Genomic DNA, 12,188 nt, shown 5'->3' on the forward strand with positions numbered 1-12,188 from the left:
GACGTACAACCGGACGAACGTAGGCTGTACTAATGACTGTCCAATGGAGTCCCGACGGGCATCTCGATCTGGAGAGCCCGGTAATGATCGTGGCCTTCGAGGGCTGGAACGACGCGGCGGACGTGGCGACGGGCACCGTCGAACACCTCGCACTGAACTGGGAGGCCCGCCAGATCGCCGAGGTGGGGGGTGACGAGTTCTTCGACTACCTCGACCAGCGGCCGGTCGTCCGGATCTCGGGCGGGGTGTCCCGTTCGGTGGAGTGGCCCCGGGTCGTGGTGTCGGCATGCCGACCGGACGGGGTGGCCAACGACGTGTTGCTGGTCCGCGGGCCCGAGCCGGCCCTGAAGTGGCGCAGGTTCGCCTCCGAGTTCGTCGACCTGGTCGACACCCTCGGCGTCACCCAGGTGGTCCTGTTGGGGGCCTATCTCGCGGATGTGCCGCACACCCGACCGGTCCCCCTCACCGGCGCGGCGTTCAGCCGGCAGCGGATGGCGACCATGGGCGTCGAGCCGTCGGACTACGAGGGGCCCACCGGGATGTCCGGAGTGCTGCAGCAACTGCTCACCGAGGCGGGCGTTCCCACCCTGAGCCTGTTCGCGGGCGTCCCCCACTACGTGGCCTCGCCACCGAACCCGCGGGGCACCGAGGCGATGCTGTCCTGGCTCGCCGAAAACCTGGGCATGGCCGTGCCGATGGACGCCCTGCGCGTGCAGGCCCGGACGTGGGCCGACCGGGTGGACGCCGCGGCGGGCGAGGACGAGGACCTGCGCGACTACATCCAGTCCCTCGAGGACCGGGTGGACGAGGAGTCCGGGGTGACCCCGGGGATCGACCCCGAGCCCGACCGTGGCCGGGCGTCGGGCGGGGACGCGATGCCCCTGGTCGACGGCGAGGCGATCGCCGCCGAGTTCGAACGCTTTCTCCGGGGTGACCGGGACGAGCCCGACGCCGGGTGACCCCGCGGCCGGGCGGGGCGCGTCGTGCGCGTCCCGCCGGTCAGGCGGTGGCCGGCGGGATGCCGAGCAGGCCGTCCAGGGCGGTGGCGACCGCGCCGCCGGCGGACGGGTCCGTCCGGTCGCCGTCCAGGGTCGCCCGGGCCCACTCGTCGACCGCGGCGAGCGCACCGGGGGTGTCGAGGTCGTCCGCCAGGCGCTCACGGAGGGTCGAGATCACAGCCGCGGAATCCGCGCCGGCACCCTGGGCGATGGCCCGGTTCCAGGTGTCGTACCGGACGCGGGCGGCCTCGAGGAGACCGTCGGACCAGGACCTGTCGACGCGGTAGTGCCCGGCGAACAGGCCGAGCCTGATGAGGGCCGGATCGACGCCCTCCTCCCGCAGCGCCTGGACGCGTACGAGGTTGCCGAGGGACTTGCTCATCTTGACGCCGTCGAGACCGATCATGGCGGCGTGCACGTAGAACCGGGCGAAGGGCCGCTCCCCCGTCGCCGCCTCGGCGTGCGCCGCCGAGAACTCGTGGTGGGGGAACGCCAGGTCGCTTCCGCCGCCCTGGATGTCGAACTCCATCCCCAGTCGGTTGCGGGCGATCGCCGAGCACTCGATGTGCCAACCGGGTCGGCCCGCGCCCCAGGGCGAGGGCCACGACGGCTCGCCGGGCCGCCTCACGCGCCACAGCAGCGCATCCAGCGGGTGTTCCTTGCCGGTTCGGCCCGGGTCGCCACCGCGCTCGGCGAAGGCGGCTGCCATCTCGTCGTCGTCGTACCCGGACTCGTAGCCGAAGTCCTCCGTGGCGCGATGGCGGTAGTAGACGTCCGAGTACCCGTCGACGGCGGGATCGATGCAGTAGGCGTGGCCTCGCTCGAGGAGTTCGGCCACCATGTCGATCACCTCGTCGATGGTCTCGGTCGCCGCGACGTAGTCGCGCGGCGGGAGGACCCGCAGCGCCTCCATGTCCGTCCGGAACAGCTCGGTCTCACGGTCGCCGAGCTCCCGCCAGTCGACACCGTCGCGCTCGGCGCGCTCGAACAGCGGGTCGTCGACGTCGGTGGTGTTCTGGACGTAGTGGACCTCGTGGCCGGCGTCGAGCAGCAGCCGGTAGACGAGATCGAAGGTGAGGTAGGTGGCCGCATGACCCAGGTGGGTGGTGTCGTACGGGGTGATCCCACAGACGTACATCCCCGCGACCGGCCCCGGCGCCACCTCGCGGGCCTCGCCGCCCGCCGTGTCGAACAACCTCAGGGGGACTCCGTCGCCGGGGACCGGGGGGACGACAGGCGAGGACCACGAGTGCATGCGGCCGAGTCTAGAGACAGCGCGGTCAGAACAGCGGCCAGGGTAAGGGGTAACGCGTCCCCGGGACGGGGAACACCCGGCTCGCGATGAGAGCGTCGACACGCGCGGTGAGGGCCTCGATCTCGGCGGAGGACAGCAGGTCGGACAGGGCTGCTGTGAGTTTACCGCCCGCCGCGAGGCCGCGGCGGAGCCGTTCCAGACCCGTCACCTCGTCGGCGGTGAGGGGTTGTCCCGCCCACCCCCACAGGACGGTGCGCAGCTTCGGCTCGGCGTGGAACGACAGTCCGTGATCGATCGCCCACACCACACCCGCGGCGTCGACGAGGACGTGCCCACCCTTGCGGTCCGCGTTGTTGACCACGTGGTCGAACACCGCGATGCGACGCATCCGGTCGTCGACGTCGTGCGCGACCACCACGTCCTCCCCCCGCGCGCCCTCCCCGCGCAGCACGACCGCGCGGCCATCCGGGACGGCGTCGGCGGGGTGGACGTCGATCGGGTCGTGCCCGGGGCGCTGCTCCCTGTCGAGCTCCTCGATCCACCGCTGCGCCATGCCCGGTCCACCCGGGCCGTGCGCCGCGACGGTCTGGGGCACGAGCCCCCAGCCCAGCGCCTCGGAGACCGCGTGCGCGGCGATCTCCCGCGCGGCGAGACTGCCGTCGGGGAAGTCCATCAGGGGTCGCTCCCCCGCCGACGGCTTGTAGACCCAGCTGTCCCCGTGGGCGTCCACACAGTGGTAGACGGCGTTGCTGCCGGACGGGATCCGGTACAGCACGGTGAGCTCGGGGCTGACCGGGCCGGAGGTCACGGGTCGATGAGGTCGGTGAGCGCCTCACCGGACCGAGGGAGGTAACCGTTGAGACGGACGCACAGGTGGCCCGTGGTGTCGATCGGCTCGCCGCACAGTGGGCACGGGGCACGGCCGGCGGAGACGACCCGCTCGCTGCGCAGCACGAACTGGCGGGCCCGCTGCGGCGTGAGGAAGACGCGCAGGGCGTCCGGGGCGTCCTCGGCGTCCGACAGCACCACGGACTCGTCGGTGGCGGACGGGTCCATCGCCAGCAGTTCCACCACGATCTTGCTGTGTTCCCCGTCCCAGCCGAGCCCCATGGTGCCGACCTGGAACTCGGCGTCGACCGGCATCTCGAGCGGGTCGAGATCGTCCACGACGCCGCCGGCCGGTGGCACCGGCACGTCGGACTTGGCGGCGATCTCGTCGAGCAGGTCGCCCATCCGCTCGGACAGGATCTGTGCCTGCTGCTTCTCGCACCGCACGGAGATGGTGCGGCCCGCCTCGGTGGCCTGGACGAAGAAGACACGTTCGCCGGGCTGACCGACCGTGCCCACCACGAACCGGGCCGGGTCGCGGAACTCGTGCACTGCCCTGCTCATGCCGGTGGTCTCCTCGTGGGGTGGGTGGTGGTGCGGATCATCAGGCTACGTTCCCGCCGGGGACGGCGTCCGAGCTGGCGTGCCTCGCGGTGGCGTCGCTGACCCTGCCGGCGGGGTCTCCCCGGAGACCGGCCAGGTCGCCGCCGGTGTCGTTGACCCGGAGGACGAACGGGCGATGCGGTGTATAGCGCACCACGGACACTGACGCCGGTTCCACCACGATCCGCTGGAACTGGTCGAGGTGCATCCCGTAGGCGTCCGCGATGACCGCCTTGATGACGTCGCCGTGACTGCAGGCGACCCACAGCACGTCGCGCTTCGCCTCCTCGGCCAGCCGCTGGTCGTGACGGCGGATGGCGGTCACCGCCCGGCCGGCCATCCCGGCCAGGGACTCCCCCTCGGGGAAGACCGCAGACGAGGGATGCTGCTGGACAACAGACCACAGGTTCTCCGAGGCGAGGTCGGAGAGGGGCCGTCCCGTCCAGGTGCCGTAGTCCACCTCCACCAGCCCCTCGTCGACGAGCGGCTCCACGCCCAGCGCCTCGGCCAGGGGCTCGACCGTCTGACGGCACCGCATGAGCGGCGAACGGACGACCGCCTCGACGGGCAGTTCCGCGAGCCTTCGGCCCAGGTCCGCGGCCTGGGCGTGGCCGGTGTCGTCGAGGCTGACCCCCGGGGTACGTCCGGCCAGCGTGAGGGCGGTGTTGGCGGTGGAACGGCCGTGCCGGAGCAGGATGACGGTCATACGGGAAGGTTACCGACGACGCGGCGACGGACGTGCGGTGCGCGAGGTCAGGTCGCGGGGATCGTGCCCGTGCCCAGCAGGATCATCACCAGTGCGCCGAGCAGGATGCGGTATCCGGCGAACCAGGCGAGCGAGTGGTTCTGCACGAACTTCAGGAGCCAGGCGATGGCGGCGTACCCGATGACGAACGCGATCGCCGAGCCGACGAGGAGCTGGATCCCGCTGGCGGACTGCCCCACTGACGGTTCGAACGCGTCGGGGAGGCTGAACAGGCCCGAGGCCAGGACCGCGGGGATCGCCAGCAGGAAGGAGAACCGCGCCGCGGCCTCCCGCGACATGTTGAGGAACAGTCCGGCGGAGATCGTGCCGCCGGAGCGGCTCACGCCCGGGATGAGGGCCAGACACTGCGCCAGACCCATGACGATCGCGTCCTTCATCGTCAGACCGTCGAGCGATTTGGCGTCGACGGGGCGGTCCTGCCGACCGAACCTCTCGGCGATGAGGAAGACGAAGGAGAAGACGATGAGCACGATGGCGGTGATCCACAGGTTCCGCGCGGCGTCACGGATGAAGTCCTTGGCGACGAAACCGATGATCGCGATGGGGACCGAGCCCACGATGACGAACCACCCCAGGCGGTAGTCCGGGTCGGCGCGGTGCCCGGAGTTGAACACACCCCGGAACCAGGCGACGAGGATGCGCACGATGTCCTTGAAGAAGAACACCAGCACCGCGGCCTCGGTGCCCAACTGGACCACTGCCGTGAACGACGCCCCGGCGTCCTCTCCGAAGAACCACGTGGAGAAGATCCGCAGGTGCCCGGACGAGGAGACGGGGAGGAACTCGGTGAGTCCCTGGATCGCGGACAGGACGACGACCTGCAGCCAGGACATCCCTTCCGCGCCCTGGGCGGCGAGGACCGAAGTGTTCACGTGCGTTGTTTCCTCTCGGGTCGCGGCGGATCGGACGCGGATCGCGTCACCGCACGCCGCGAGAGTAGTCGCACGGACCTGGGCGGTGCCCGAGCACCCGCGTCGTGGACAATGGCGGGCAGTCGAAAGGAACACCGTGCACCGACGTGTCCTCCGCCGTTCCGGCGTGCCCGCCGCACTGCTCGCCCTGGCGGTCGGTCTGACCGCCTGCTCCTCGCCCACCGCCGAGCTCGAGGAGCAGAACCAGGTCGCCCAGGGCAACGCCTCCCCTGCCGAGTCGCCGCAGGTCTCCGACCCGACCGGGGGTGAGGTGATCCCGGTGCCGGGCTCGGTCCGCACCCTGGTCGCGGTGGGCGACCGGGTCGTCGCCCAGGTCGACGCCCCGCCGTCGCTGGAGATCGGTCGCGTCGACGGCACCCGATGGGTGGCGGAGGACTCCGTGCCCCTGCCGCCGGACGCCGGCGACGCCACGGCCGCGCACGACGGAACCGTCGTCGTCCCCCATCCGGACGGGGTCGTCCTCGTGTCGGACACCGGGCGGACCCGGGACGTCACGGGTCTGGGTCCGGTCACCGCCGCCGCGTTGACCACTGACGGCCGACTGCTCACCGGAACCACGGAGGGCGAGATCGTCGTCCGTGGGGCCGACGGCGCCGAACAGCGCCGTATCGGCGGGCTGACCTCGGTCGACCGGATCAGCGTCGCCGGGGACGGTTCGGTGACGGCCCTGAGCCGACCCGACACCGTCATCGCCAGCATCGATCTCGAGAGCGACAACGCCGGTCCCCTCCTGCGAGCGGGAAAGGGGGCGGGGCTGCTCGACGAGTTCGGCGAGGCGTCCGTGGTCGCCAGTGACACCATCGGCGGGACCCTGTTGGTGTACTCGACCTCCCCCGTCCGGCTGCATCAGCAGTTCCCCGTGGCCGCGGCCCCGTGGGCGGTGGCAGAGGACACCTCCAGGGGACTCGTCTGGGTCACGTCCACGGGAACCAACACCGTCCAGGCGTACGATCTCGGCGATGGCGTCGGTATCCGGCGCGCGGACATCCCGACGGTGCGCCAGCCGGACTCGCTCGCGGTCACCGACTCGGGCACCGTGGTGGTCGGCTCCGCGGACGGGGCGGGCATGCACCTCATCCGACCGACCCTCACCGAGCCGGCGAGCTGATCGCCCAGACGACCCACCGTCCCCGCCGGGGACGTCCACCGAGGAGGACCGTGTACGCACTGCTCAAGAAGGTGCTGTTCCGCTTTCCCGCGGAGCGGATCCACCACCTGGTGTTCGGCCTGCTCAAGCTCCTGACCCTGGTGCCCCCGCTCGGCGCCGTGGTGCGCCGGGTACTCGGGGTGCGGGACCCCGTGCTCGCCCAGGAGGTGCTCGGGCGGACGTTCCCCGGCCCGCTGGGGCTGGCGGCCGGTTTCGACAAGAACGCGGCCGCCGTGGACTCGTGGGGCGCGATCGGCTTCGGGTTCAGCGAGGTCGGCACCGTGACCGCCTCTCCCCAACCGGGCAATCCCACCCCGCGACTGTTCCGGCTGATCGAGGACAGGGCGATCCTCAACCGGATGGGATTCAACAACCACGGGGCCGGCAACGCCGCCAACAACCTGCGTCGGCGCCGCAGCAGTGACCCGGTGGGGATCAACATCGGCAAGACCAAGGTGGTTCCCGCGGAGGACGCGGTCCGCGACTATGTCGCCTCGGCGACGATGCTCACGGGTCTCGCCGACTACCTCGTCGTCAACGTCAGCTCCCCCAACACCCCGGGCCTGCGGGATCTCCAGGCCGTCGAGTCGCTCCGTCCCATCCTCACGGCGGTGCGGGACGTCGCCACGATCCCTGTCCTGGTGAAGATCGCGCCCGACCTGGACGACGCGGACATCGACGCGGTGACGGACCTCGTCCTGGAACTGGGTCTGGCGGGCATCGTCGCCACCAACACCACCATCTCCCGGGACGGACTGCGGACACCCGCCACGTCGGTCGAGGCGCTGGGGGCCGGGGGCATCTCCGGCGCGCCGGTCGCCGCCCGGTCACGGGAGGTCCTCGCGCGGATCCACGGCCGCGCAGGCGGCCGCATCGTCATCATCTCCGTCGGTGGCATCGAGACGCCCGAGGACGTCTGGGACCGCATCACCCACGGCGCGAACCTCGTCCAGACCTACACCGGGTTCATCTTCACCGGTCCCACCCTTCTGAGCGGCACGAACCGCCTGGTGGCCAAGCGCCTCCGCCAGGGCGGGTTCGGGTCCCTGGCGGAGGCGGTCGGCTCGGCGGTGCGCTGAACCCTACTGCTCGAAGATCCCCGTCACGGTGCCGCGGGCCAGGCCCTGGCCGAACAGGTTGAACCCGACGAAGGCGCACGAGGCATCGTCACCGAGCTCGATCTCGTCCCCCACCGCGTGGACCGCGAGGATGTAGCGGTGCGGACCGTGGCCCGCCGGCGGGGCGGCGCCCACGAAGCCCTTGAATCCCGCATCGTTGCGCACCACGACGGCCCCCGACGGCAGGCCCGAGGTGTCATCACCGATGCAGGCGCCCTCGGGCAGAGAGGTGACGTCCGCCGGGATGTTGGCCACCGACCAGTGCCAGAAGCCCGACGCTGTGGGAGCGTCCGGGTCGAAGACCGTGACCACGTAGGTCCTGGTGCCCTCCGGGCCCTCGCTCCAGCTCACCTGCGGGGACTTGTCCTCGCCGCCCTCGACGCCCATCTTCCCACCGAGCTGCGCGGCGGTCAGGGTCGCGCCCTCGGCGAACGACTCGCTGCTCACCTCTAGTGCGGGCAGCTCCGGGAGCGCGGCGTAGGGGTCGGGCACACGGAAGTCGGTCATCGTCATCCTCCTGCGATCGTGGCGGTGTGGAGTGATCCTCCAGCCGGTCACGTCCCTGTCTACCAGCGATGACCGCGCGGCGTGGCCCACGGGAGGGCCCCGATTTGGCCCACGGTTCGGGCATCGGCTAATGTCATTCCTCGCACGACCAAGCCGGGCACGAAGCCGGTGAAGGTCACCAGTGTGCGAGCGCGAGTGGCGGAATGGCAGACGCGCTAGCTTGAGGTGCTAGTGTCCTATTAACGGACGTGGGGGTTCAAGTCCCCCCTCGCGCACACTGTGTCGAGACAGTAGAAGTGGCCCCGGATCCGTGAGGATCCGGGGCCCACTTGTTTTTCCGGGGAGGTCTCCGAATGGCACGCACGCCCCCACCCCCCGCCCAGCAGCAGCTCATCGACCGCCTCCGCCGGCATCTCGCGGACGAGCCGGTGACCCGGGAGGTCTCGATGTTCGGCGGCCGGTGCGTCATGGTCGCCGGGAAGATCCTCGTGAGTGTCGGCGAGGACGGCGGGATGCTGCTCCGGGTGGCCGACGGAGACGACGACGAGCTCCTCCGCCGCCCCGGCGCCGCCCGGGCCGAGATGGGCGCCGGGCGCGACATGGGTCCCGGCTGGATCAGGGTGGCGGCCTCGGCCGTCGAGACGGACGAGGACCTGGGCACGTGGCTCGGACCGGCCCTGGCGTACAACCGGGCGGTCACCGGCCGCGCGGCCCGTCGGCAGGGGTAGCCCCGTGAGCGCGGACCACGTGATCGACGTGCGGGGACTGACGAAGTCCTTCGGGAGGTTCCCCGCTCTGAACGGGGTCGACCTGCAGGTCGAGAAAGGTCATGTGCAGGGGTTCCTGGGGCCGAACGGCGCGGGCAAGTCCACCACCATCCGGGTGCTCCTCGGTCTCCTGCGGGCCGACGGCGGAACTGCGACCGTCCTCGGGTGCGACCCCTGGCGGGACGTCGTGGACCTGCATCGCCGACTCGCCTACGTCCCCGGCGACGTCAGCCTGTGGCCGGGCATGAGCGGCGGTGAGGCGATCGACCTCCTCGGTGACCTCCGGGGCGGGCTCGACGAGCGGCGGCGCGCGGAGCTGGTCGAGCGTTTCGAGCTGGATCCGACAAGGCGGGGTCGCCAGTACTCCAAGGGCAACCGCCAGAAGGTCGCCCTCGTCGCGGCCCTGGCGTCGGATGTCGAGTTGCTGATCCTCGACGAGCCCACGAGTGGACTGGATCCGCTGATGGCGAAGGTCTTCCGGGATGTGATCGGTGAGGCCAACGCCCGCGGCACGTCGGTGCTGCTCTCGAGCCACATCCTGGCCGAGGCCGAGTCCCTGGCGGACCGGGTGTCGATCATCCGTGACGGGCGGATCGCCCGGACCGGCACGCTGACCGAGCTGCGTGGCCACGCCCGCTCGTCGATCAGCGCCACGCTCAGCCGGATCCCGGAACCGCGCGAACTGGACACACTGTGTGGACTCGACTTCCTGCGCGACGTCCGGGTGGACGGTGATCGGATCTCGGCCACTGCCGAGGCGGCCAGGACCGGCGAGGCCATGACGGTGCTCGCCCCCTACGGTCTGGCCGCGCTGACCGTCGAACCCGCGTCGCTCGAGTCGCTCTTCCTGGACGTCTATGGAGGCGACGCCGGATCCGGCACGGACGGCCCGGCGGCGACCCCGTGACCGCGTTGCTCGCGGGGACCCGCCCGCTGTTGCGGGCCACGGTCCGGCACGACGGGATCCGCTTCGCACCGTGGATCGCCATCGCGACGGCGCTGTCCGCGTCGTCGGTACTCGTCTATCCGTTGCTCTTCCCCGATCCGCTGGAGCGGGCCGCGCTCGCTGTCGCGGTGGGGGACAACCCGGCGCTCGGCATCATCTTCGGACCCGCGTTCGACCTCAGCACGGTCGACGGGTTCAACGCCTGGCGCGCCCTCGCCCTCGCCGGGTTCTTCACCGCGCTCGGGGCGGTCCTCACCGTCATCCGCGCCACTCGCGGGCAGGAGGACTCCGGGCAGGCCGAGCTCCTCGCCTCCGGTGTGCTCGGACGCGCGAGCCGACTGTTCGCCGGGGTAGGGCTGGCGCTGGCCGGCTCCCTCGCCGCCGGCGTGGTCTCCGGCGTCGTCACCGGCCTCTGCGGTGGTGACTGGCAGTCCTCGCTGCTCCTGGGCGCGACCTTCACCGCGTCGGGCTGGATGTTCGCCGGGGTCGCCGCGATCACGGCGCAACTGGGTTCGGACGCCCGCACCGCCTCCTCCCTGGCGATCGGGACGCTCGGCGCCCTCTTCCTCCTCCGGGGTGTCGCCTACACCGTGGACACCCCCGCGTGGACCGTCTGGGTCAACCCGCTGGGATGGATGACCGAGACCCGACCCGCGACCACCGACCTCTGGTGGCCGCTGCTGGGGGCGGTGGCGTTCACGACCCTGTGCCTGGCCATCGCCTTCGTCCTCCAGTCCCGTCGCGACCTCGGGCAGGCCGCCCTCGCGCCGTGCCCCGGGCCGGACCGCGGACGAATCCGGTCGTCGTGGGGGCTCGCCCTGCGAATCAACCGAGGAGCCGTCCTGACCTGGACCGGCGCGTTCGTCGTGCTCGGGCTGATGTACGGGTATCTCGCCACCTCGATCCAGGACATCCTGCGCCGGGACACCGCGGTCAGGGCCATCCTCGCGGCGGGGGCCGCCACCCCGGACGACCTGACCTCCGCGTTCATCGTGACGATCCTGCGCCTCGTGGGGATCGTCGCCGCGGTCTCCGGGGTCCAGATCATGCTCAAGCTCCGCTACGAGGAGATGGAGGGCCGGCTCGAACCCGTCCTGGCCGGCGCGCTCCACCGGGCCCGGTACCTCGCGGGCAACGTGGTGCTGGCGTTCGCCGCCCCGGCCGCGTTCGTGCTTCTCGCGGGCCTGCTGATCGCGGCGCGCGCCCCCGGGGCCGGGATCGGTGTGTCGTTCGGTCCCACCGTGCTCCAGGCCGCGGCCACGATCCCCGCCGTGTGGACGGTCGTCGCGCTCGCCGTCGCCGTGGTGGGCGCGCGACCGCACGTGAGCCTCGCCGCGTGGGTCGGGGTGTTCGCGTCCTTCGCCCTGACTGTGCTCGGGCCGACGTTCAGACTCCCCGACCCGTACCTCGCGATCAGCCCGTTCTGGCACGTCCCGAGCGTCACCGCGGGCGGGGCCGGCTGGGGTGGGCTGCTGTGGATCTCCTCGGTCACGGCTCTGTTCCTGGTGGTGGGGTTCGTGGGTTTCCGTCGACGTGACGTGGCGGCCCCGTGACCACCGACCGTCCGTGGTGGACACCACGGAGCTCGCCGTGCGGATGACCCTCGCCGTGACGATGAACAGAGTCGCCGACGGCCTGGGACGGTCGCTCGCCGCGGTCGCCCGCGCCGCCGACCGACGCCTGGACACCCTGGGCCTGGCTCCCCCGCCCCTGGATCTGCCTCCAGAGGTCCGCGACGCCCTCCGCGACGTCTTCGGTCACACGATCGACCCCACCTCGGTGATGATCCGCCGCGGCCATGTCCCGGGCGTGCCGCACCGGCGGGCGTTCGCGCTGCCCGGGTTGATCTACCTGGGTGCCGACCCCGGCGTGGTGGGCACCACGTCAGTTGACTCGGTGGCAGCGGGCACCGATCGGCCCCGGGCCACCCCGACCCTGGTGCATGAACTGGTCCACATCTGGCAGGGCCGGTATCTCGGCCCGCGCTACGTGGTGCGGGCGCTGGGCGAGCAAATCCGCCTGGGCCGGCGCGCCTACGACTGGCGGGCGGCAGTCGCCCACGGTGCCCACGACGCGCCCGCCGGCCACGTCGCCCACGGAGGCCACGGCCCGGGCGCGCTGCCCGTGGAGGCCCACGCCCAGCTGGTGTCCGAGGCGTACGCCGCGGGCCACGACTTCGCCCCCACCGCCGTCCTCTCCGGGCGGGACCATCACCTGCGGGCGGTGGAGCACGTGCTCATCGGGTTGCGTGCCGGCGACGCCTCCACGCTGCGGGGGAGAACGGTTTAGGGGCTGACCACCTCGTCGTCGTACCGTATCGG

The 12,188-nt window shown here is 71.6% G+C and carries 13 protein-coding genes and 1 tRNA gene; 8 read left to right on the forward strand and 6 right to left on the reverse strand.

Annotation, left to right across the window (positions count from 1 at the left end; translation table 11 throughout):
• Window positions 1–32: 32 nt before the first annotated feature.
• Complete coding sequence (locus L8M95_RS01060; RefSeq protein WP_260487509.1) at window positions 33–959, forward strand: PAC2 family protein; 927 nt, start codon at window positions 33–35, stop codon at window positions 957–959.
• 40 nt (window positions 960–999) lie between these two features.
• On the opposite strand, the gene mshC is transcribed toward L8M95_RS01060, so the two are convergent.
• Genes mshC through L8M95_RS01085 form a run of 5 tightly spaced genes read right to left on the reverse strand, consistent with a single transcriptional unit; the run spans window position 1,000 to window position 5,283 of the window.
• Window positions 1,000–2,253, reverse strand: a complete 1,254-nt coding sequence (gene mshC / locus L8M95_RS01065) for a cysteine--1-D-myo-inosityl 2-amino-2-deoxy-alpha-D-glucopyranoside ligase (protein WP_260487510.1) — start codon at window positions 2,251–2,253, stop codon at window positions 1,000–1,002.
• Between the two features lie 25 nt (window positions 2,254–2,278).
• Entirely contained in the window at window positions 2,279–3,061 is a 783-nt protein-coding gene (locus tag L8M95_RS01070; RefSeq protein WP_260487511.1) for an SCO1664 family protein, read from the reverse strand.
• Window positions 3,058–3,645 (reverse strand): DUF3090 domain-containing protein, encoded by a 588-nt coding sequence (locus tag L8M95_RS01075; RefSeq protein WP_260487512.1) that lies wholly within the window; start codon window positions 3,643–3,645, stop codon window positions 3,058–3,060. Before L8M95_RS01075 ends, L8M95_RS01070 begins: the two co-directional genes overlap by 4 nt.
• Before the next feature lie 40 nt (window positions 3,646–3,685).
• Window positions 3,686–4,390 (reverse strand): histidine phosphatase family protein, encoded by a 705-nt coding sequence (locus tag L8M95_RS01080; RefSeq protein ID WP_260487513.1) that lies wholly within the window; start codon window positions 4,388–4,390, stop codon window positions 3,686–3,688.
• A 47-nt stretch (window positions 4,391–4,437) separates the two neighbouring features.
• Window positions 4,438–5,283 carry an undecaprenyl-diphosphate phosphatase gene (locus L8M95_RS01085; protein WP_260489114.1) on the reverse strand — a complete coding sequence of 282 codons (846 nt, stop codon included), beginning with the start codon at window positions 5,281–5,283 and terminating at the stop codon, window positions 4,438–4,440.
• 175 nt (window positions 5,284–5,458) lie between these two features.
• On the opposite strand from L8M95_RS01085, the gene L8M95_RS01090 reads away from it, so the two are divergent.
• Both L8M95_RS01090 and L8M95_RS01095 read left to right on the forward strand, forming a co-directional pair.
• Complete coding sequence (locus tag L8M95_RS01090; RefSeq protein WP_260487514.1) at window positions 5,459–6,490, forward strand: hypothetical protein; 1,032 nt, start codon at window positions 5,459–5,461, stop codon at window positions 6,488–6,490.
• A 50-nt stretch (window positions 6,491–6,540) separates the two neighbouring features.
• Entirely contained in the window at window positions 6,541–7,608 is a 1,068-nt protein-coding gene (locus L8M95_RS01095) for a quinone-dependent dihydroorotate dehydrogenase (RefSeq protein WP_260487515.1), read from the forward strand.
• A gap of 3 nt (window positions 7,609–7,611) precedes the next feature.
• On the opposite strand, the gene L8M95_RS01100 is transcribed toward L8M95_RS01095, so the two are convergent.
• A complete protein-coding gene (locus tag L8M95_RS01100) occupies window positions 7,612–8,154 on the reverse strand; it encodes a YbhB/YbcL family Raf kinase inhibitor-like protein (protein WP_260487516.1) in 543 nt (180 codons plus the stop codon).
• Window positions 8,155–8,343: 189 nt separating this feature from the next.
• Between L8M95_RS01100 and L8M95_RS01105 the strand changes: the two genes are divergently transcribed.
• The 5 genes from L8M95_RS01105 to L8M95_RS01125 all read left to right on the forward strand — a co-directional run bounded on the left by L8M95_RS01105 (window position 8,344) and on the right by L8M95_RS01125 (window position 12,156).
• A tRNA-Leu gene (locus tag L8M95_RS01105) sits at window positions 8,344–8,429 on the forward strand.
• Between the two features lie 78 nt (window positions 8,430–8,507).
• Complete coding sequence (locus L8M95_RS01110) at window positions 8,508–8,882, forward strand: TfoX/Sxy family protein (RefSeq protein WP_260487517.1); 375 nt, start codon at window positions 8,508–8,510, stop codon at window positions 8,880–8,882.
• Between the two features lie 4 nt (window positions 8,883–8,886).
• Window positions 8,887–9,828, forward strand: coding sequence for an ABC transporter ATP-binding protein (locus L8M95_RS01115; RefSeq protein WP_260487518.1), 942 nt, complete (start codon window positions 8,887–8,889; stop codon window positions 9,826–9,828).
• A complete protein-coding gene (locus tag L8M95_RS01120; protein WP_260487519.1) occupies window positions 9,825–11,420 on the forward strand; it encodes an ABC transporter permease in 1,596 nt (531 codons plus the stop codon). Before L8M95_RS01115 ends, L8M95_RS01120 begins: the two co-directional genes overlap by 4 nt.
• 13 nt (window positions 11,421–11,433) lie before the next feature.
• Window positions 11,434–12,156 (forward strand): hypothetical protein, encoded by a 723-nt coding sequence (locus L8M95_RS01125; protein ID WP_260487520.1) that lies wholly within the window; start codon window positions 11,434–11,436, stop codon window positions 12,154–12,156.
• Window positions 12,157–12,188: the final 32 nt, after the last annotated feature.

The sequence above is a fragment of the Dietzia sp. B32 genome (assembly GCF_024732245.1).
In the GTDB taxonomy this organism is placed as follows: domain Bacteria; phylum Actinomycetota; class Actinomycetes; order Mycobacteriales; family Mycobacteriaceae; genus Dietzia.

What these genes read in the sequence shown, in the direction of transcription:
- L8M95_RS01100 (WP_260487516.1), bottom strand. Translation starts at nt 8,154, where the DNA reads ATGACCGACTTCCGTGTGCCCGACCCCTACGCCGCGCTCCCGGAGCTG.
- L8M95_RS01060 (WP_260487509.1), top strand. Translation starts at nt 33, where the DNA reads ATGACTGTCCAATGGAGTCCCGACGGGCATCTCGATCTGGAGAGCCCG.
- L8M95_RS01085 (WP_260489114.1), bottom strand. Translation starts at nt 5,283, where the DNA reads ATGTCCTGGCTGCAGGTCGTCGTCCTGTCCGCGATCCAGGGACTCACC.
- L8M95_RS01080 (WP_260487513.1), bottom strand. Translation starts at nt 4,390, where the DNA reads ATGACCGTCATCCTGCTCCGGCACGGCCGTTCCACCGCCAACACCGCC.
- L8M95_RS01075 (WP_260487512.1), bottom strand. Translation starts at nt 3,645, where the DNA reads ATGAGCAGGGCAGTGCACGAGTTCCGCGACCCGGCCCGGTTCGTGGTG.
- mshC (WP_260487510.1), bottom strand. Translation starts at nt 2,253, where the DNA reads ATGCACTCGTGGTCCTCGCCTGTCGTCCCCCCGGTCCCCGGCGACGGA.
- L8M95_RS01110 (WP_260487517.1), top strand. Translation starts at nt 8,508, where the DNA reads ATGGCACGCACGCCCCCACCCCCCGCCCAGCAGCAGCTCATCGACCGC.